Source organism: Burkholderia stabilis, from assembly GCF_001742165.1.
Lineage (GTDB): Bacteria > Pseudomonadota > Gammaproteobacteria > Burkholderiales > Burkholderiaceae > Burkholderia > Burkholderia stabilis.
The window spans coordinates 648,236-667,422 of sequence record NZ_CP016443.1; the positions used below are offsets into that span (position 1 = coordinate 648,236).

The window sequence follows — 19,187 nt, forward strand, 5'->3', positions numbered from 1 at the left end:
CATGCCGGAAACCGGCTGCATCGCACGCGACGCCCCACCCCGAGGCACGACTTAACGCATGGCCTTCACGTCGGCCGGCGTGACGCTCGCGGGTTGGCCGCCCCACGTCGCGCGCAGGTAGTTCGCGAGCTGCGCGAGTTCGTCGTCGCTCAGCGTGTGCGCGAAACCCGGCATCGGCTGCAGGTTTTCGAGGCCGGCAAACTTCTGCTCGTCGATGCCGTCGAGCATCGCGACCAGCAGGTTGCGCGGGTCGCCCTGACGCACTGTCGAGTTGCCGTTCATCGGCACCGCGACGTGCGGCTTGCCTTCACCGTTGAAGCCGTGACAGCCCGCGCAGACCGCGAGATACACCGAGCGCCCGGCCGCGAGCTGTGCGGCGTCGGCCGACACCGGCTTCACGGGTTGCGGCGCCGGAGGCGTATCGCCGAGCAGATACACGGACAGCGCGCGCAGGTCGTCCTTCGTCATGTACTGCGTGCTCAGGTGCACGACCGGATACATCTCGCCGAACGCCGAGCCTTGCGGCGCGATGCCGACGCCGAAGAACGTCTGCAGGTCCGCGCCCGTCCAGCCGCGCGCGGCAAGACCGGCCGGCGTGATGTCGGGTGCGGCCACGCGGCCGAGCGCGGCGCCCGTGAACGGTTTCGCGCTGTCGAGCTGGCCCGTGAACGCGCGCGGCGTATGGCATTCCGCGCAGTGGCCGAGCGCGCCCGCGAGATAGCGGCCGCGCTGCCAGTCGGCGGATTGCCCGACCGACGCGTCCGGCAGGCTGTCCTTCAGGAACACCATGTCCCAGAACACCATGCCGAAGCGCAGGTTGTACGGGAACTTCAGGTCGTGCGCGCGGTTTTCCTGTGCAACCGGCTTGACCGTCTTCAGGTACGCGTACATCGCGTCGGCGTCGGCGCGCGTGAGCTGCCGGTAGGACGTGTACGGCATCGACGGATACAGGCGCTTGCCCGGTGCCTTGCCGTCGTGCAGCGCGGCGTAGAAATCGTCCGCGCTCCAGTTGCCGATCCCGTGATCCTTGTCGGGCGTGATGTTCGAACCGTAGAACGTGCCGAACGGCGATTCGAGCGCCGCGCCGCCGGCGAACGGCGCGCCGTCCTTCGCGGTGTGGCACGCCGCGCAGTCGGCGGCCTTGACGAGATAACGGCCGCGCGCGACCTGGTCGGCGCCGGGCGCGCCGGACGCCGCGCTCGAGGCAGGCGCGTCGTGGCCGCCGCAGGCGGCGAGCAGCAGCGCGCAGGCGGCCGCGAGCGCGGGCAGGCCCGCGGCCCGCGCGACACGATGGGCGAATGTGCGTTTCATGCGGCGTCCTTCACGAGTCCCGGCGTCGTCAGCACCACGTCCTTCACGGCTTCGTAGTAGCGGACGTAGCCCGTGCAGCGGCAGATGTGCGCGTCGAGTGCCTCGGTGATCGTGCGCTCGACGTCGGCCTTCGCGACCGGTTCGCGCTTCAGGCGCTCGATCAGCACGGTCGCCGCGTTGACGAAGCCCGGCGTGCAGTAGCCGCACTGGAAGCTGAAGTGCTCGAGGAACTTCTGCTGGATCGGCGACAGCTCGACCACTTCGCCCGCGTCGTTGCGCTTCGCGTGGCCTTCGATCGTGCGGATCGAGCGGCCGTGGAAGAAGTGCGCGCCGGTGATGCAGGTGCGCATTTCCTCGCTCGTGCCGTCCGGCTTGTCGACGATCACGACACAGGCGTGGCAGATGCCCTGCCCGCAGCCGAGCCGCGAGCCGGTGAGGCCCGCGTACTCGTGCAGGAACTCGATCATCATCAGCCCTTCCGGCACCTGCATCGGGCCGACGGACTTGCCGTTGATCTTGACCGACAGCGGCTTCTGCTGGAACCGGACGAGCGGACGCTCGACGGCGGCCGGCGCAGCAGCCGGGGCGGATGCCGGCGCAGCCGAAGCCGCGTCCGGTGCGGAAGCGCCGGTCGCAGCCGCGCTGGCGCTCGCGGCCGAAGCCGCGGTTTGGGCGGTCGTCATGCGAGCACCTCCTGAATCTTTTGCGGGGTCACCGGCAAGTCGGTGAAACGATGGCCGATCGCGTGCGCGATGCCGTTCACGATCGCGCCGACGACGGGAATCATCACCACTTCGGCGACGCCCTTCGGCGGATCGGTCTCGGACAGCGGCGGCAGGATGTCGCCCGTCTGCGACCACACGGCGACGTCGGATGCGCGCGGCAGCTGGTAACGGTTGAAGTTCCACGTGCCGTTGCCGGGGCCGTCCTCGTAGAGCGGCAGGTATTCGTGCAGCGCGTGGCCGATGCCCATCGCGAGGCCGCCCTGCAACTGGCCCGACACGAGCTGCGGCGAGATCTGGTTGCCGCACTCCATGATCGAGTGATGCGTGATCAGCTCGACCTTGCCGGTCGCTTCGTGCACGGCCAGTTCGACGAGCGTGCCGACGGCCGTGTAGTACGTGACGGCCGCGTTGTTGCGGCTCGTCGGCGGGATGAACACGCGCTTGCGGTCCAGCACGCGGTAGCCGTTCGCGGTCGGCGGCAGCGTGCCGCGCATCGCGGTCGCGCCGGCCGGTGCGGCGGTGCCCGGCACCGGGCCGTTGTCGTCACCCGCCTTGTCGCCCGTCTTCGGCGCGCCGACGCGCAGCGACAGCCCGTCGACCGGCAAGCGTTCGACCGTACCGCCCACTTCGAACTCGGCGTCGGTCCATTGCCAGCGGTTGAACACGTGCACGACGGCGCCGGTCGGCAGGCCGAGCGCATGCGCCTGCTTCGCGAGCTGTTCGAACGTCAGCGGCTCGAGGCCGTCGGCGGTCAGCTTGCCGTCGACCCAGCGCGCGTCCTCGATGCGGATCGTGTACGGCGCGGCCTGGCCGCCGCCGAGGCCGCGCGTCCAGATCGACATCGCGGCCGGCCACAGCCCGTAGCGGAACACCGCGCGCGCGGCTTCGCGCGTGCTGTGCGTGAAGTAGTAAGCCGAGTTCGTCGCGCTCGACGGCGATGCGTAGTTCGGCGACCAGCGCGGGTTCGCGCTGAGCCGATCCTGGTCGGCCTGCGACATCAGGTACGGATCGCCGCTCGTCTCGACCGGCAGGTCAGGCCACTCGGTCACGGCGACCTGCACGTCCGTCGCCGGGCGGCCGAGCCACTTCGCGACCGCGACGGCCTGCGACGTCGACATCCCGGTGCCGATCTCGGCCGCCGTATGCCGCAGCGACACCTTGCCGTGCTCGTCGAATTCGACCTTCGCGAACGACGCTTCCGCGCCCGTGCCGAAGTCCTTCTGCACGCATGCGAAGCCAACGCCGTAGCGCTTGCCCGGGTTCGCGGCCTCGAATTCGGCCTTGCGCGCGACGCGGTGCGTCCACAGCGGATGCTGCTTCGCGCGCTCCAGCACTTCATCGACGCGCAGCGCGCCGGCGGGAATCGCACCCTGCGTGTTCTTCATCCCCGAACGCAGCGCGTTGCGCAGGCGGAAATCGATCGGGTCGATGTTCAGTTGCGCGGCGATCTCGTCGACCGCCATCTCGGTCGCGGCCATGCTCTGCAGCGTGCCGTAGCCGCGTGCGGAGCCGGCGTCGATCGCACGCGACGCGATCGCGACCGAGGCCAGGTCGCTCTTCGGGAAGTAATAGATCGACTGCGCGGCCGTTGCGCCGACCATCGCCACCGACGGCGAGAAGTTCATGCGGCCGCCGCCGTTCGCCTCGAAGTCGCCCTTGAACGACTGCAGCAGGCCCGTGTTGCGGTCGACGGCGATCCGGTAGTGCATCTTGAACGCGTGACGCTTCAGCGACGTCTGGAACTGCTCGTAGCGGTCGTTCGCGAAACGCACCGGGCGGCCGTCGGCGTACAGCGCGCAGACGAGCCCGTAGAACGGTACGTTGAAGTGATCCTTCGAGCCGTAGCCGACCGTGTAGCACGGGTGCACGAACAGCTTCTTCACCGGGAAGCGGCATTTCGCGACCATCGCGGCCGCGTTCTCCGCCACCTCGAGCGGCGACTGCGTCGGCACGACGAGGTGCATCGACTGCGTCGCGGCGTCGTACCAGCAGTTCGCGTTGTCGGGTTCGAGCGCGGCCGTGTCGACCGATTGCGTGTTGTACTCGCGGTCGAACACGAGCCAGTCGGCGGACGGATGATCGAGCTCGCTGGCGATCTGTCCCGCCAGGAACATGCCCTGCTCGTCGAGCTTGCCGTGCTCCTTGCCGTCCGGCCACACCGGCAGGTGCTTGCGCATCATGCTCGGGAAGATCGGCGCGTCCTTCAGGCTCGAATAGACGTCGTCGTCATAGGCCGTCTTGCCGCCCACGCGCACGTAGCGGAAGGTGCCCCACGGGTCGCGTTCGAGCGGGCCCGTGACCGCGCCGTAGCGGATCACGTCGTCGCGGAACTTGAGCGCGTTCTTCGCGAAGCGGAAGCGCGCGAAGTCGTGATAGATGAGGATCGCGACCGCATGGCCGAGATACGCGGGCGTCTTGCCGGCCGGCAACAGCATGTCGTCGCCGTAGAACGTCGGGAATGCGACGCCGTCGCGCGCGAGATCGTCGGCCGTGACCACGCGGTCCGGCTTCAGTTCGTCGCCGAGCAGCGAAAGGTCGAAACCTTCGTAGGTGCGATCGGCCTGCGTGACGCGCAGGATCAGCGCATGCGACTGCTGCTGCGGCCAGTGCGGCATGTCGGCCGCGCGGACGTCGCGGGCGAACACTTTCGAGCCCGTGACCTTCGCGATGCCGTCGATGCGGAATTGGGGGATGCCGGTAACGCTATCCCATTTGACGGGGGTGAGGAGTTTTTCTTCGAAGAGCGCCGCGAATGCGCGGCTGCCCAGGGGCGCGACATACACTGCAACGCCCGCCAGCACGCTGGCCTTCAGAAAACCCCGCCGTGACAGGCCGTGGTTTTTCATTGGGGGAACCTCCTGATGCGGCTCGGACGGCGATCGGGTGTCGCGGCGTTCGGAGCGGCGCGCATTCTGGCATTGTTTTAGATATATCGCCTATAGTATTTCCCGCATGAAATACTTATTGAATTCCTTATAACGAAATTCAGCCGGGCTGCGGCGGCCGGTCGCGGCGCGCAATCAGCCGACGATTTGCATGCGTTTGCGTAGCGCCGCACCGGCTTCATGCCGCCGGCGATGCCAGTCGTCGCGCAAGCGCGCCACGCATCGCGGCCGGTCTCCGGTCGGCCGCCGCACATCGGTCTCGTTTGCAACGATGCTGCCTTCGCGCCGTCGAATGCGCAAGACTTTCGCAGGCGTGGTTTACGACTAGCGGCCGATGCCCGCCGGCCAGTCCGGAGGCCGTGCCCGCACGCTCCGCGCCGCGCATGTTTCATGGTAATGTCGTGCGCATCCGGCCTGGCCGGTGCTTCCGCCACGTGCCGTGCGGGCGCCGCCAGCCATCGCGACATCGTGTCGAGGTCAAAAACCATGGCAGTCAGGGCGCCTCTCCTGAACTCCGTTCTCGCCACTCCTCCCTCCGGCAACCACCGTGTGACGGCCGCGCTTCGCCCGTCGATGCTCGTCACGCTGTTCGAGGACGTGCGCCCGATGGCGCTGTCCGGGCTCGCGAGCGGCTTCGTCGCGGCCATTGCACTGGTCCGGCTGCAGCAGCTCTGGTGTCTCGTGTGGCTCGTCGCCGACGTCAGCCTGCTCGCCGCGCGGCTCGCGATCGCGCGTGCCTATGCGGTGCAGCGCAACGTCGGCAACGATCGCGCCGAATACTGGGCGATGCGCTATGCGCCCGTGTCGCTCGCCGCCTGCTTCGTGCTCGGCCTCGGCGTGATGGGCTGCGTGGACGCCGTCGACGTCGAGCTCGGCACGTTGTCGGTGATGGTCGCGGGCGGCGTGTTCGGCGGAATCGCATCGCGCAATTCGGCGCTGCCGCGGCTCGCGATGACGCAGGTCACGCTCGGCGTGCTGCCGATCGGCGTCGGCGCGTTGCTCGCCGACCGGCCGGGCGCGTGGCTGCTGCTGCCGCCGCTCGTCATCTATCTCGCGGCCATGCGCACGGTCGTCCAGCGCCACTACCGCGTGCTCGTCGCACTGATCGCCGCGCGCCAGCGCAACGCCGAACTCGTCGCGCGCTTCGACGCGGCACTGACCTATATGCCGCACGGCCTGTGCATGATCGACGGCGAGACGCGCGTGATCGTCGCGAACCGGCGCACCGCGCAACTGTTCGGCTCGCCGCGCGAGATCATGCTCGATACGCCGCTGCCCGACGTCGTCGCGGCACTCGGCGCAAACGCCGTGACCGATCCGGGCGACGGCGGCCTCGCCGCGCTGTGCGCCGTCTGGCTGAACCGCGAGGAACCCGCGCCGTTCGACATCGCGCTCGCCGACGGCCGCCAGCTCGAACTGACGCGCCACCGCGTGCCGGACGGCAACGCGGTGATCATCGTCGAGGACGTCACCGCGCGCCGCCAGACCGAGCAGCACATCCGGCACCTCGCGCGACACGACGCGCTCACAGGTTTGCCGAACCGCCACGAACTGCATGCCGAGCTCAAGCGGATGCTCGCGCGTCGGCCGCGCATGCCGGGCCCCGCGCTCGCCGTCATGTATCTCGACCTCGACGGTTTCAAGGCGATCAACGACAGGTTCGGCCACCAGGCCGGCGACGAGGTGCTCACGCAGGTCGCCGAGCGGCTCGGCAAGACGCTGCCGCCCGGCGAACTGGCCGCGCGCATCGGCGGCGACGAGTTCGTCGTCGCGATCGACGACACGACGATGCAGGCGTGCTCGATCCTCGCCGCGCGGATCATCCGGCAGATCTCGGCGCCGTACACGCTGTCGATCGGCGAGATCGTCACCCTCGGGATCAGCATCGGCATCGCGCTCGACGACGGGCACGGCTCCCCCGACGAACTGATCCGGCAGGCCGACAGCGCGCTGTACGATGCGAAGTCGGCCGGCAAGGGCATCTACCGCTTCTATTCGAGCGGCAGCCGGCGCGTGGCACCCGCCACCGCGAACTGACCCGGCCGCGCTCGCACGAGCGTCCCGGCGCCGCCGTCCGCTTCCTCCCGACGATTCATTTTCGAAACGCTTTGCATGGCGCGGCGTACCCGCGCGTGGCGTTGCGTCGTTCCATGTCACGTGACGTGTTCCGTAACATCGCGGTCCGTCACGCATCGCGTTAGCCGCAGAAGCCGGCACGATCGATGCAGCGCGCGGCTTTTCATGGCTGGCACTCTTATTGCTCCCTGTCAGGGAAACAGGTTGTCAGGGAGACCCAACATGAATACCGTCGAAGTCCTCAGCCGCAACGAAACGATTGACGAACAGGCCGTGATCGACGGCGAATCGCTGATCCGTCGGCTCGTTTCGGAACGCCGCGTGCCGGCCGCCCGCGAAGCCGCGTGCGTCGACAATCCGCCGCTGACGCTGTACGGCGCGTTCCGTCAGGGCGTCGCCGATCACGGCATGCGTCGCGCGAATCCGTATCGCGCCGGCAGCCGTTTCTGGGCACTGTGGGAAGAAGGACGTCTCGAAGCTGAAACATCGGGCCGCTGAGCCGTTCGCACGCGCTGCGCCTGTCGCAGCAAGGGATCGGCGCGCAACCTGACGCACGAATGCAGCCGGCCCGCGCGCCGGCATGCGTTCATCGATGCAACATCGCGCGCGGCTTCGCGTATCGGCAATGCGGTTCGCTGATGCACGTTCGCGCGCATGCCGGCCGACGGCATTCGGCATCAGCGCCCCGGTGCGGCGCGCGGCGGTCGTTTCCCGATAAGATGGCGGATTACGTTCATCGCACGATGCCGCCATGACCGCTCCCTCCTCTCAGCGCAACCCCATCCACTGCGAAATCGATCTCGACGCGCAAGGCAAGCACGCGGGCTACCTGCGGCTGCCGCATTCCGTGCACCGCTCGGCGTACGGGTGGCTGCCGATTCCGATCGCATCGATCCGCAACGGCGACGGGCCGGTCGCGCTCGTGATGGCCGGCAACCACGGCGACGAGTACGAAGGCCAGATCATCGTGTCGCAGTTGATACGCGAGATCGAACCCGAGATGATCAGCGGGCAGTTGATCCTGCTGCCGATGGCGAACTTCCCCGCGGCGGACGCGGGCCTGCGCGTGTCGCCGCTCGACGAAGGCAACCTGAACCGCAGCTTCCCCGGCGATGCGACCGGCACGCCGACGCAGATGATCGCCCACTACATCGAACACGCGCTGCTGTCGCGCGCCCAGTATCTGGTCGATCTGCATTCGGGCGGCAGCTCGCTGCTGTACCAGGGCGGCAACATGCTCGCGATCGATCCGCTCGACGCCGACGAAGCCGCGAAGCTCAACGGGCTGCTGGTCGCGTTCGGGTTGCCGAATGCGCTGCTGCATGCGCCGAACCCGGTGCATTCGGCATCGGCCGCGCGCCGGCAAGGCGCGATCTCGATCGTGACGGAACTCGGCGGCGCAGGCATGGCCGATCCGTCGCTGATCCGGCTCGGCCGCCACGGGCTGCTGCACTACCTCGGGTATATCGACCTGCTGCGCGGCGCGCTCGTGCCCGACGCGCCGCCGACCGTCACGCGCTTCATGCGCGTCGACGGCGATCGCCATTTCGTCTATGCGTACGAGCGCGGGCTGTATGAGCCGCTCGTCGAGCTCGGCGACCAGGTGAAAGCCGGGCAGCCGGCCGCGTGGGTGCATTTCCCCGATACGCCGTTGCGCGAGCCGATGCTGCACCGGTTCAAGGGCGACGGCGAAGTGGTGTGCAAGCGCGTGCCCGCGCAGGTGCGGCGCGGCGATTGCCTGTTTCAGCTGGCGGAGTTGTCGGCGCCGCCGAGTGTTGGCCAATAGGCCAGCTACGAATTCCGATCTTTTCCATGCAGTCTGCCAATGATGGTGGGCTGCATGCGCGCCATTAACCAACTTGACAAATTAACTCTTTTGGTTATGATCGCAGATGGAAAAGAACACGCCTCATTGCAAGCTGTCCCGAGTCAGAACACTCGTCGAGATCGGCAAGGTGCGTTTGACCGCGAGCGCAGTATTCGGCGCCCGGCAACTCGGTTTTACGGAGCAGGAGGCGATCGATGTCGTCGTGTCGCTGACAGCCGTCGATTTCCACAAGAGCATGACGACGTATGCCGATCACACGATCTGGCAAGACGTCTATCAGCGTCGCACCGTGAACGGCGACGTGTACCTGAAACTCACCGTGATCGACGATGTGCTGATCGTGTCTTTCAAGGAGCGTTGAAAATGAAGTGCCCAGCATGCGGCGCCGCCAAACTGGTTCGCGATACCCGCGACATTCCCTATACGTACAAGGGTCGATCGACCGTCGTCCCCGATATCACCGGTGATTTCTGTCCGGCCTGCGGAGAATCGGTCCTTGACCTCGACGAGGCAACGCGTCTCGGCGAAGCGATCACCGAGTTCAACAAACAGGTGAACTCAACCATCGTCGACCCGAAGTTCATTGCGAAGGTCCGCAAGAAGCTGATGCTGGATCAGCGCGAGGCGGCCGAAATATTCGGTGGCGGCGTCAACGCATTTTCTCGCTACGAAACGGGCAAGACGAACCCGCCGCTTGCCCTTGTGAAGCTGTTCAAAATCCTGGATCGCCATCCGGATCTGCTCACAGAAGTGCGGGCCGCATAGGCTCGTACCCTTCAGCATCGCGCATGCGTGAAGCCCGACCTTCAGCGCATGCGCTTTCCGCCCCCTCCCCACTCCCGCTGCAAGCCTTCTGACGTCCCCCGCGAAATCCTTATCGAAATTGCTTCGTTCGCCTTTGCCGGCCGCGCCGCTAACGTGTTCAAAACGGCGGCGGCCCGCCACATTCATCGCAGAACCCGCACCGGCCGCCGTCATCACGACAACCGCGCAGCGATAACGGAACAGACCGGACGGGCCGCGTGCCCGCGCCCCGAAAGGAACGTCCGCATCGCGCGCCCTTCGCGATGCCCATGGCCACGACCGACCGCATCATCGACACGACGCCGCTCGACGTCCGCGCCCAGCCGCTGATCGACGCGCTGATCGACGAATATTCGACCCGTTACAACGCATACCGGCCCGATAGCCAGGCATCCGCGCGCGACGAACTCGCGCGCTACCCGGCCGAACTGTTCGCGCCGCCCGAAGGCGCGTTCGTGCTGTTGCTGCGCGACGGCGAGACGATCGGCGGCGGCGCGTTCAAGCGCTACGACGCGCAGACCGCCGAACTCAAACGCATCTGGACCCGCACGGACCTGCGTCGCCAGGGGCTCGCGCGCCTCATCGTCGAAGCGCTCGAACTGCGCGCCGCGCAGCAAGGCTTCCGCCGCATCTACCTGACCACCGGCTTTCGCCAGCCCGAAGCATGGGCGCTGTACGACCGCACCGGCTATACGCGGCTGTTCGATTCGTCGATCGACCCCGAAGCGTATTTCCACCTGCGGTTCGGCAAGGACCTCGGCGATCCGTCGCGCACGTCGACGCTCGCCGACCTGTGGGCGCCCGTACCCGAACCGGTCTTGCCGCGCTGAGCGCGGCTGCCCCGCTTTCCCGATTTCGCTTTCCACGACAGGACGTTTTCATGCAACGAGCCGTACCGCTTTCTTCCCGTGCCGTGCGCACGCTGGCCGCCGCGCTGATCGGCCTGACCGCGTTCGCCGCGGCCGCAGCCGCAGCTACGTTCGACCTGAGCCCCGAGCAGCGCGGCCGCCCGCGCGGCGTGGCCGATGCGGCGGTCGAGCGCGCGGTGCCCGCATCGTTCAAGTTCGCCGAACCCGGCACGCTGACGATCGGCATCGCGCCGAGCCTGCCGCCGATCAGCTCGTATGCGACCGACGCGCGCACGGTGATCGGCTTCGACGCCGACGTCGGCCAGCTCGTGTCCGACAGCCTCGGCCGCAAGCTGAAGATCGTCGCGCTGTCGTGGGCCGACTGGCCGCTCGCGCTCGAATCGGGGAAAGTCGACGCGGTGATCTCGAACGTCACCGTCACCGAGGAGCGCAAGCAGAAATTCGATTTCTCGTCGTATCGCCACGATCTGGTCGGCTTCTACGTGCGCAACGACAGCAAGATCCAGGCGATCCGCGAGCCGAAGGACGTCGCGGGGCTGCGCGTCGTGACCGACGCCGGCACCAACCAGGAAAAGATCCTGCTCGCGTGGGACCGCGAGAACGTCGCGCACGGGCTGAAACCCGTGCAGATCCAGTACTACGACGACCAGGCGATGCGCATCGTCGCCGTGCAGTCGGGTCGCGCCGATGTCGTGTTCAGCGTGAACTCGGTACTCGCGTACCAGAGCGCGCAGCAAGGCAAGACGCGGCTCGTCGGCGCGATCAGCGGCGGCTGGCCGCGCACGGCCGACATCGCGATCGCGACGCGTCGCGGCAGCGGGCTCGCCGATCCGCTGACCGTCGCGCTGAACGGGCTGATCAAGAACGGCCGTTACCAGCAGGTGCTCGACCGCTGGAACCTCGCATCCGAAGCGATCGACCAGTCGCGCACGAATCCGCCGGGGCTGCCGAAGAGCTGACGCCGCGAGCCCACCGCCCATCCACGCCCTACGCAGGAACACCGCTCACCATGTCTTATTCGCTTTCGTTGCTGGACAAGAGTCCGATCGCCGACGGCGCGAGCGCCGCCGACGCGCTGCGCTTCACCACGACGCTCGCGCAACGCGCCGAGCAGCTCGGCTACGAGCGCTTCTGGGTCGCCGAGCATCACGGCACGCCTGGGTTCGCCAGTTCGGCGCCGGAAATCGTCGTCGCACACCTGCTCGCGCATACGTCGCGCATCCGCGTTGGTTCTGGCGGCGTGATGCTGCAGCACTACAGCCCGTTCAAGGTCGCCGAATCGTTCAAGCTGCTGGCCGCGCTCGCGCCGGGCCGCGTCGATCTCGGCATCGGCAAGGCGCCCGGCGGGTTGCCGCTGACCACGCGCGCGCTGCAGTGGTTTCACGACAAGGCGCGCAAGCCCGATTTCGCGGGCCAGCTCGCCGAACTCGACGCGTTTCTCGGCTGGGGCGTCGCCGAAGACCATCCGCTGGCCGGCGCGGTCGCGATGCCGGTGCCGCCGCAATTGCCCGAACGCATCCTGCTCGGCGGCTCGCCGGACAGCGGCGCGCTCGCCGCGCGCAACGGCTGGCGCTTCTGCTACGCGGGTCACTTCAACGGCGACGACGCGAACCTCGAACGCTCGCTCGACGCCTACCGCAGTGCAGGCGGCACGCGGCCGCTCGTCGCGCTGTACGCGGTCGCCGCGCCGACGCGCGACGAGGCCGAGCGACAGATCGGGCCGCTGAAGATCTTCAAGCTGCAGTTCGCGGGCGGCCAGAGCTTCAACCTCGGCAGCGCGCAGGCGGCTGCCGAATTCGCGCGGCAAAGCGGCGCGTCCGACTACCGGATCGACGAGCTGCGCCCGACCGTGCTCGCCGATACGCCCGAGCGCATCCACCGCGCGCTCGATGCACTGAGCCGGCGGCTCGACGTCGATGCGTTCGTGATCGATTCGCCGGTGACCGACTACGCGGCGCGGCTCGCGTCGGTCGAATGGCTCGGCGGCGCATTGTCGGCCACGCCATTGCAGGCGGCCCTCGCGGACAGCCACTCCCTTTCCCCTGACCAGAACGCGTGACGCTCCCATGACGACCCGACGATCGATCCCTTTCGGCCTGATGCTGCAAGGCGCAGGCAGCCACATGAACGCATGGCGGCACCCGAGCAACCCGCCGGACGCGAGCATCAACCTCGACTTCGCGATCGGCATCGCACGCAAGGCGGAAGCCGCCGGCATCGCGTTCGCGTTCGTCGCGGACGGCCTCTACATCAACGAGAAGTCGATCCCGCACTTCCTGAACCGCTTCGAGCCGCTGACGGTGCTGTCGGCGCTCGCGGTCGCGACGAAGAAGATCGGGCTCGCGGGCACGATCTCGACGTCGTACAGCGAACCGTTCACGGTCGCGCGCCAGCTCGCGTCGCTCGATGCGATCAGCGGCGGGCGCGCGGGCTGGAACGTCGTGACGACGCCGCTCGAAGGCACCGCGAAGAATTTCGGCAAGGCGCATCCCGATCACGAGCTGCGCTACGAAATCGCCGACGAATACCTCGACGTCGTACAGGGCCTGTGGGACAGCTGGGACGACGACGCCTTCGTGCGCGACCGCGCGACCGGACGCTTCTTCGACCGCGACAAGCTCCACACGCTCGACCATCACGGCCGCTTTTTCCAGGTCGCGGGCCCGCTGAACATCCAGCGCTCGCCGCAAGGGCAGCCGGTGATCTTCCAGGCCGGCTCCTCCGATACCGGTATCGGGCTCGCGGGCAAGTACGCGGACGCCGTGTTCACGCATTCGCCATCGATCGACGAAACGGCCGCGTTCACGCGCCGCGTGAAGCAAAGCGCGGTCGAGCACGGGCGCCGCGCCGACGACGTGAAGATCTTTCCCGGCGTCGGGCCGATCGTCGGCCGCACGGCCGCCGAGGCGGAAGACAAATACCAGGCGATCCGCAATCTGCTGACGATCGACGACGCGCTCGCGTACCTCGGCCGCTATTTCGATCACCACGATTTCACGCAATACGCGCTCGACGCGCCGTTCCCGGAACTCGGCGAGCTGGGCCGCAACAGCTTCCGCTCGACCACCGACCAGATCAAGGCCGACGCGAAGACCCAGGGCCTCACGCTGCGCGAAACAGCGCTCGCCGTCGCGACGCCGCGGCCGAACTTCATCGGCACGGCCGAGCATGTCGCCGACGAGCTGATCCGCTGGCACGACGCGGGCGCCGGCGACGGCTTCATCCTCGGCTTCCCGGTACAGGCGCAGGGTGTCGACGATTTCGTCGAGCTCGTGATCCCGGCGCTCGAGGCGCGCGGCCGCTACAGCCGCGACCTGCCGGGCGCGACGCTGCGCGACCACCTCGGCCTGCCGCGCAAGGCAAGCCGCCACGCAGTGCCCGGCGAGGCGCAGGAGACGGCGGCCGAAGCGCACGCCTGACACCCGCACCGCCCGGCCACGCGCCGATACGCCGATACGCCGATACGCCGATATGCCGCGCCGCCCGTGCGCGGCTCGCCTGACCGATTCGAGGACTTCCATCGACATGAGCGACACGACCCATCTCGGCGGCACACTGCCGCCGCTCTCTTCCCCCGGCGCGCGCGAGCCCGGCACGCGCTTCCGGATCGTGCCCGCACGCCACCGGTCGCGCGCGGCCGGCACCGTGCTCGCGATCGTGCTGATCGCGATCACGCTGCATTCGATCCTCGGCAACCCGCAATGGGGCTGGCCGGTGTTCGCCGAATGGTTCCTGTCGCCGCCGGTGCTGTCAGGGCTTGCGCGCACGCTGTTGCTGACGCTGCTCGGCGCGGTGTTCGGCCTCGTCTTCGGCGGGTTCGTCGCGCTGGCGCGGCTGTCGCGTTCGCGGCTGCTTTCCGCGAGCGCGTGGACCTTCGTGTGGCTGTTCCGATCGATTCCGCTGATCGTGCTGCTGCTGATCCTGAACAATCTCGGCTACCTCTACGAACACGTGCGGCTCGGCGTGCCGTTCACCGACATCGTGTGGTTCGATACGCCGACCACCGACCTGATCAGCCCGTTCTTCGCAGCCGTGCTCGGCCTCTCGCTGCACCACGCGGCGTTTTCGGCGGAGGTGATCCGCGGCGGCATTCTCGCGGTCGACCAGGGCCAGCTCGAAGCCGCCGCCGCGCTCGGGCTGCCGCGCGGCCGCCAGACCACGCGGATCGTGCTGCCGCAGGCGATGCGCGCGATCCTGCCGACCGCGTTCAACGACCTGATCATGCTCGCCAAGGGCACGTCGATGGTGTACGTGCTCGCGATGCCCGAACTGTTCTACACGGTGCAGGTGATCTATCGCCGCAACCTCGAGGTGATTCCGCTGCTGATGGTCGCCACCGTCTGGTATCTGATCATCCTGACCGTGCTGTCGGCGATCCAGGTGCAGGTCGAGCGCCATTACGCGCGCGGCGCGCTGCGCAATCCGCAGCCGTCGGTGCTCACGTTCGCGCTCGCGCGCATCGGCGTGCTGTGGCGGCGCGCCACGTCGCGCAACACGGCATCGCTCGCACAGGCCGGCAACGACGTCGATGCCGTTGCCGCCGCGCCGCGCGCCGGCGGCGAAGTCGCCGTGCATGGCGTGTCGAAGCAGTTCGGCATGCAGCGCGTGCTCGACAACGTGTCGTTCGTCGCGCCGCGCGGCAGCGTGACCGTGATCGTCGGGCCGTCCGGCTCGGGCAAATCGACGCTGCTGCGCACGATCAATCATCTCGAACGCGTCGACGACGGCTTCATCGACATCGACGGCGAGCTGATCGGCTACCGGCGCGACGACGACGTGCTCTACGAGCTGAAGGAGCGCGACGTACTGAAGCGGCGCACGGCCGTCGGGATGGTGTTCCAGAACTTCAACCTGTTCCCGCACCTGACGGTGCTCGAAAACCTGATCGAAGCGCCGGTCGCGGTCGCCGGCGTGACGCGCGACGCCGCCGAGCGCACCGCGCGCGCACTGCTCGCGCGCGTCGGTCTCGCGGATAAAGCCGATGCGTACCCGCGCCAGCTTTCCGGCGGCCAGCAGCAGCGCGTCGCGATCGCACGGGCGCTTGCGTTGCGGCCGAAGGTACTGCTGTTCGACGAGCCGACGTCCGCGCTCGATCCCGAACTCGTCAACGAAGTGCTCGACGTCATCAAGGAACTCGCGCGCTCGGGCACGACGCTCGTGATCGTCACGCATGAAATCGGCTTCGCGCGCGAAGTCGCGGACAACGTGCTGTTCATGGAGCGCGGGCGCATCGTCGAGGCCGGGCCGCCGGGCGCCGTGCTCGACGCGCCGTCGCATCCGCGCACGCGCGCGTTCCTGTCGCGGGTGCTGTGATGCGCGCCGCTCCCGACCTGCGAGGCGCGGCACGATGACCGACCGACGCCAGTTCATGACCGCCGCGCTGGTCGCGGCTTCGGGCCTGTCGTGGCGTGCGGCGCAAGCGGCAGCAGGCACCGCGGACCTCGACCCGCGCCAGGCCGGCCGCATCCGCGCGGATCGCGACGACGCGGCGATCCGCGCGGCAACCGGCTACCGCTGGGTGCGCGAGGGCGCGTTCACGGTCGCGATTTCGCCGCACGCGCCGCCGGTATCGACCTACGCGACCGACGCGCGCACCGTGGTCGGCGCCGATCCCGACTATGCGCAGCTCGTCGCCGACACGCTCGGCCGCTCGCTCGCGCTGGTGCCGATCGCATGGGCCGACTGGCCGCTCGGGCTGACGTCCGGCAAGTACGACGCGGTGATTTCGAATGTCGGCGTGACCGAGAAGCGCAAGGAAAAATACGATTTCACGACCTACCGGCTCGGGCTGCACGGCTTCTATGTGCGTACCGGCAGCCCGATCGCGAAGATCGCCGAGCCGAAGGACATCGCCGGCTTGCGGATCATCACCGGCGCCGGGACGAGCCAGGAGCGCATCCTGCTCGAATGGAACAAACGCAACGTCGCGCAGGGGCTCAAGCCGGCCGAGCTGCTCTATTTCGACGACGATGCGACCGCGCGCGTGGCGCTGTTTTCGGGCCGTGCGGATGCGGAACTGAACCCGAACGCATCGCTCGCATATGAAGCCGCGCGCACCGGCAAGATCCGCCGCGTCGGCGTCGTCAATGCGGGCTGGCCGGCCAATGCCGATGTCGCGATCGCGACGCGGCGCGGCAGCGGGCTCGCGCCCGCACTGACGCTCGCGACGAATGCGCTGATCGGCAGCGGCCGGTATGGGCAGGCGCTCGCGCGCTGGGGATTGCAGAGCGAGGCGATCGCGCGGGCGGAAACCAATCCGCCAGGGTTGCCGTCGTTCTGACGACCGGGGCGAAACGCGCGATGCGAATCGCCCCGGCGCGCCTTCCGTCACGGAAATGCCGGGGCAATTCGGCGCGCAGTAGGCCGACGATCGTCGGCTACGCCGTGACCGCCGCGTGATACCGGTCGAGCTCCGCGACATGCGCATGAATCGCCGGAATCAGATCGCGCCCGTAGGCCAGCGCATCGTCGAGCGGATCGAACCCGCGAATCAGGAACGTCGACACGCCGAGCCGGTAATACGCGCCGAGCGCACGCGCGACCTGCTCCGGCGTGCCGACCAGCGCGGTCGAATTCCAGCGCGCGCCGGTCAGGTTCGCGACGCCCATCCACAGCCGCTCGTCGAGCACGTCGCCCTGCGCGGCGGCCGCCATCAGCCGCTGCGAGCCCGCGTTCTGCGGCGCGTGGCCGGCGATCGGCTGGCCGTTCGCGACCCGCGCCGCGCGCACGCGCTCACGGATCGTCTCGGCTTTCTCCCACGCAGCCGCTTCCGTCTCGGCGACGATCGGCCGGAACGACACGCTGATGCGCGGCATGCGCCCGAACGGCGCGGCGGCGGCGCGCACGCGCGCGATCTGCTCGCGCACCGCGTCGAGCGGCTCGCCCCACGTCATGTAGACCTCCGCGTGTTCGCCCGCAACCGCGAGCGCGGCCGGCGACGAGCCGCCGAAATAGATCGGCACATGCGGCCGCTGCGCGCCCTTCACGAGCGGCGACGCGCCGCGCAGCCGGTAGAACTCGCCGTCGTGATCGACTGGCGCGTCGGCGAGCCAGATCCGCTTCAGCACGTCGAGATATTCGCCGGTGCGGCGGTAACGCGCGTCGTGCGCGACGAAATCGCCGTCGCGCTGCAGGTCCGTATCGTCGCCGCCCGACACGACGTTCAGCGCGAGACGGCCGCCGCTGAACGCGTCGAGCGTTGAGATCTGCCGCGCGGCGGCCGACGGCACGATCACGCCGGGCCGGTGCGCGAGCAGGAGGCGGCTGCGCTCGGTCGCCGCAGCCGCGAACGACGCGACGATGAAACCGTCCGCCGCGTTGCTGAAATGACCGACCAGGATCTGGTCGAAGCCCGCGGCCTCGTGCGCCTGCGCGAAGCGGCGCACGTAGTCGGGCTGGACGGCCGCGCCGCCCGGTACGTCGACCTCCGCGCCGGGTGTCGCGGTGATCATGCCGATGATGTCGACTGGCATGTCGGAATGTCCTCTGGGTTTTCGATCGGGAGTCCGGGAACGGGCGGCGGCACGATCACTGCGCGGCGGCCGTCTTTTCGGTCTTTTGCCCGGGCGCTGCGAACGCGCCCGCATACGAGCGGTCGAGCAGCTTCGACGTGTCGTACGCGGCCGGAATCACGCCGGCCTTGTGCAAGAAATCGGCCGTGTTCTGCGCATCCTTCGCAGCCGTGTCGTCGACCGGGCCCACGCGCTGCTTCGCATTGTTGAGCCAGCGGTATGCGACGTCGGGTTCGAGCTTCGCACGCTTCGCCCACAGGTCCGCATACTCGCGCGGATGGCTGTCGACCCACTGGCGCGCCGCCACGACGCGCTTCAGGAAATCGGTGATCTCCGCGCGTTTGCCCGACGCGGCCTGCTCGTTCGCGGCGACGAAGCTCAGCGCAGGCATCAGCCCCTGCGCGGTGGTAATGGGCCGCGCGCCCTGCCGCAACGCGAGCGTGCTGACGAACGGCTCCCACAGCGACACGGCGTCGACCGAGCCGTTCGCGAGTGCGTTGGTCGCGTCGATCGGCATCAGGTACGCGTACTTGACCGAATCCGCACGCACGCCCGCGTGCTCGAGCGCGCGCAGCACGAGCTGCTGGCTCCACGCGCCGCGCCACACGGCGACGGTCTTGCCTTGCAGGTCGGCCACGGTGCGAACGGGCGAATTCTTCGGCACGAGGATCGCGACGCCGTCGAGGCTTTGCCGCGACACCGCGACGACCTTGACCGGCGCGCCGCGCGCGGCCAGCGTGAGCAGCGCGGAATCCCCGAGGAAACCGAGGTCGATCGCGTTGCCGTTCAGGCTCTCGGCAACGGGCGCGGCGGCCTGGAAATGCTTCCACTCGATCGTGTAAGGCAGGTCCTTCAGCACGCCGGACGCCTCCATCGACGCCTGGATGTTGAAGTAGTTCTGTTCACCGACGCGCAGCGTGACGGTGTCTTTCGCGATGCCCGGCTGCGCAGCAAGCGCCAGCAAGAGCGCCGTGACGATTCGGCTCAGCAACGTGATCTCCCGGGAAGTTGGCGGGCTGCCGCGCGACGGCGGTGCCTCGTTGTCCGCCGTGCGCAACGGCCGGCGAACGGGGTGAAACCGGTGACGATACGGCGATCCGCTTCATGAGACAAACGCAATATTCTGCTATGCAAAGATGCAAATATTTTATGAAGTGAAGCACTGCGCATGCCAGCCC

16 protein-coding genes are annotated in these 19,187 nt (G+C 68.3%); 11 read left to right on the forward strand and 5 right to left on the reverse strand.

What is annotated here, in order from left to right; all coding sequences use genetic code 11:
- Positions 1-51: 51 nt before the first annotated feature.
- The 3 genes from BBJ41_RS20950 to BBJ41_RS20960 are packed head-to-tail and all read right to left on the reverse strand — an operon-like array spanning position 52 to position 4,882.
- On the reverse strand, positions 52-1,311 hold the full coding sequence (locus BBJ41_RS20950) for a cytochrome c (RefSeq protein ID WP_069748239.1): 1,260 nt from the start codon (positions 1,309-1,311) through the stop codon (positions 52-54).
- On the reverse strand, positions 1,308-1,994 hold the full coding sequence (locus tag BBJ41_RS20955; RefSeq protein WP_069748240.1) for a (2Fe-2S)-binding protein: 687 nt from the start codon (positions 1,992-1,994) through the stop codon (positions 1,308-1,310). The genes BBJ41_RS20950 and BBJ41_RS20955 overlap by 4 nt, the downstream gene beginning before the upstream one ends.
- Positions 1,991-4,882, reverse strand: coding sequence for a xanthine dehydrogenase family protein molybdopterin-binding subunit (locus tag BBJ41_RS20960; protein ID WP_069748241.1), 2,892 nt, complete (start codon positions 4,880-4,882; stop codon positions 1,991-1,993). The genes BBJ41_RS20955 and BBJ41_RS20960 overlap by 4 nt, the downstream gene beginning before the upstream one ends.
- 525 nt (positions 4,883-5,407) lie before the next feature.
- Here BBJ41_RS20960 and BBJ41_RS20965 point away from each other — a divergent pair.
- From BBJ41_RS20965 to BBJ41_RS21020, 11 genes are all read left to right on the forward strand, one after another.
- The gene (locus BBJ41_RS20965; protein ID WP_069748242.1) at positions 5,408-6,958 is read left to right on the forward strand and encodes a sensor domain-containing diguanylate cyclase; all 1,551 of its coding nucleotides are present in this window, start codon (positions 5,408-5,410) and stop codon (positions 6,956-6,958) included.
- A gap of 261 nt (positions 6,959-7,219) precedes the next feature.
- Entirely contained in the window at positions 7,220-7,495 is a 276-nt protein-coding gene (locus BBJ41_RS20970) for a hypothetical protein (protein ID WP_069748243.1), read from the forward strand.
- A gap of 253 nt (positions 7,496-7,748) precedes the next feature.
- On the forward strand, positions 7,749-8,783 hold the full coding sequence (locus tag BBJ41_RS20975; protein WP_069748244.1) for a succinylglutamate desuccinylase/aspartoacylase family protein: 1,035 nt from the start codon (positions 7,749-7,751) through the stop codon (positions 8,781-8,783).
- 106 nt (positions 8,784-8,889) lie between these two features.
- Positions 8,890-9,186, forward strand: a complete 297-nt coding sequence (locus BBJ41_RS20980) for a type II toxin-antitoxin system MqsR family toxin (RefSeq protein WP_069748245.1) — start codon at positions 8,890-8,892, stop codon at positions 9,184-9,186.
- Between the two features lie 2 nt (positions 9,187-9,188).
- On the forward strand, positions 9,189-9,590 hold the full coding sequence (locus BBJ41_RS20985) for a type II toxin-antitoxin system MqsA family antitoxin (protein WP_069748246.1): 402 nt from the start codon (positions 9,189-9,191) through the stop codon (positions 9,588-9,590).
- Between the two features lie 308 nt (positions 9,591-9,898).
- Complete coding sequence (locus BBJ41_RS20990) at positions 9,899-10,459, forward strand: GNAT family N-acetyltransferase (protein ID WP_069748247.1); 561 nt, start codon at positions 9,899-9,901, stop codon at positions 10,457-10,459.
- 50 nt (positions 10,460-10,509) lie between these two features.
- Positions 10,510-11,457: an ABC transporter substrate-binding protein gene (locus BBJ41_RS20995; protein WP_069748248.1), complete on the forward strand. Its 948-nt coding sequence runs from the start codon at positions 10,510-10,512 to the stop codon at positions 11,455-11,457.
- Positions 11,458-11,507: 50 nt separating this feature from the next.
- The gene (locus BBJ41_RS21000) at positions 11,508-12,557 is read left to right on the forward strand and encodes an LLM class flavin-dependent oxidoreductase (protein ID WP_069748249.1); all 1,050 of its coding nucleotides are present in this window, start codon (positions 11,508-11,510) and stop codon (positions 12,555-12,557) included.
- Between the two features lie 7 nt (positions 12,558-12,564).
- Positions 12,565-13,917, forward strand: a complete 1,353-nt coding sequence (locus BBJ41_RS21005; RefSeq protein WP_069748250.1) for an LLM class flavin-dependent oxidoreductase — start codon at positions 12,565-12,567, stop codon at positions 13,915-13,917.
- A 106-nt stretch (positions 13,918-14,023) separates the two neighbouring features.
- Positions 14,024-15,811, forward strand: a complete 1,788-nt coding sequence (locus BBJ41_RS41970; RefSeq protein WP_083281931.1) for an amino acid ABC transporter permease/ATP-binding protein — start codon at positions 14,024-14,026, stop codon at positions 15,809-15,811.
- Positions 15,812-15,845: 34 nt separating this feature from the next.
- Positions 15,846-16,778: an ABC transporter substrate-binding protein gene (locus tag BBJ41_RS21020; protein WP_069748251.1), complete on the forward strand. Its 933-nt coding sequence runs from the start codon at positions 15,846-15,848 to the stop codon at positions 16,776-16,778.
- A gap of 97 nt (positions 16,779-16,875) precedes the next feature.
- On the opposite strand, the gene BBJ41_RS21025 is transcribed toward BBJ41_RS21020, so the two are convergent.
- Both BBJ41_RS21025 and BBJ41_RS21030 read right to left on the reverse strand, forming a co-directional pair.
- Positions 16,876-17,970, reverse strand: coding sequence for an LLM class flavin-dependent oxidoreductase (locus BBJ41_RS21025; RefSeq protein ID WP_069748252.1), 1,095 nt, complete (start codon positions 17,968-17,970; stop codon positions 16,876-16,878).
- Positions 17,971-18,025: 55 nt separating this feature from the next.
- Positions 18,026-19,000: an ABC transporter substrate-binding protein gene (locus BBJ41_RS21030; protein WP_069750301.1), complete on the reverse strand. Its 975-nt coding sequence runs from the start codon at positions 18,998-19,000 to the stop codon at positions 18,026-18,028.
- Between the last annotated feature and the right edge of the window lie 187 nt (positions 19,001-19,187).

What these genes read in the sequence shown, in the direction of transcription:
- BBJ41_RS20950 (WP_069748239.1), bottom strand. Translation starts at nt 1,311, where the DNA reads ATGAAACGCACATTCGCCCATCGTGTCGCGCGGGCCGCGGGCCTGCCC.
- BBJ41_RS20955 (WP_069748240.1), bottom strand. Translation starts at nt 1,994, where the DNA reads ATGACGACCGCCCAAACCGCGGCTTCGGCCGCGAGCGCCAGCGCGGCT.
- BBJ41_RS20960 (WP_069748241.1), bottom strand. Translation starts at nt 4,882, where the DNA reads ATGAAAAACCACGGCCTGTCACGGCGGGGTTTTCTGAAGGCCAGCGTG.
- BBJ41_RS20965 (WP_069748242.1), top strand. Translation starts at nt 5,408, where the DNA reads ATGGCAGTCAGGGCGCCTCTCCTGAACTCCGTTCTCGCCACTCCTCCC.
- BBJ41_RS20970 (WP_069748243.1), top strand. Translation starts at nt 7,220, where the DNA reads ATGAATACCGTCGAAGTCCTCAGCCGCAACGAAACGATTGACGAACAG.
- BBJ41_RS20975 (WP_069748244.1), top strand. Translation starts at nt 7,749, where the DNA reads ATGACCGCTCCCTCCTCTCAGCGCAACCCCATCCACTGCGAAATCGAT.
- BBJ41_RS20980 (WP_069748245.1), top strand. Translation starts at nt 8,890, where the DNA reads ATGGAAAAGAACACGCCTCATTGCAAGCTGTCCCGAGTCAGAACACTC.
- BBJ41_RS20985 (WP_069748246.1), top strand. Translation starts at nt 9,189, where the DNA reads ATGAAGTGCCCAGCATGCGGCGCCGCCAAACTGGTTCGCGATACCCGC.
- BBJ41_RS20990 (WP_069748247.1), top strand. Translation starts at nt 9,899, where the DNA reads ATGGCCACGACCGACCGCATCATCGACACGACGCCGCTCGACGTCCGC.
- BBJ41_RS20995 (WP_069748248.1), top strand. Translation starts at nt 10,510, where the DNA reads ATGCAACGAGCCGTACCGCTTTCTTCCCGTGCCGTGCGCACGCTGGCC.
- BBJ41_RS21000 (WP_069748249.1), top strand. Translation starts at nt 11,508, where the DNA reads ATGTCTTATTCGCTTTCGTTGCTGGACAAGAGTCCGATCGCCGACGGC.
- BBJ41_RS21005 (WP_069748250.1), top strand. Translation starts at nt 12,565, where the DNA reads ATGACGACCCGACGATCGATCCCTTTCGGCCTGATGCTGCAAGGCGCA.
- BBJ41_RS41970 (WP_083281931.1), top strand. Translation starts at nt 14,024, where the DNA reads ATGAGCGACACGACCCATCTCGGCGGCACACTGCCGCCGCTCTCTTCC.
- BBJ41_RS21020 (WP_069748251.1), top strand. Translation starts at nt 15,846, where the DNA reads ATGACCGACCGACGCCAGTTCATGACCGCCGCGCTGGTCGCGGCTTCG.
- BBJ41_RS21025 (WP_069748252.1), bottom strand. Translation starts at nt 17,970, where the DNA reads ATGCCAGTCGACATCATCGGCATGATCACCGCGACACCCGGCGCGGAG.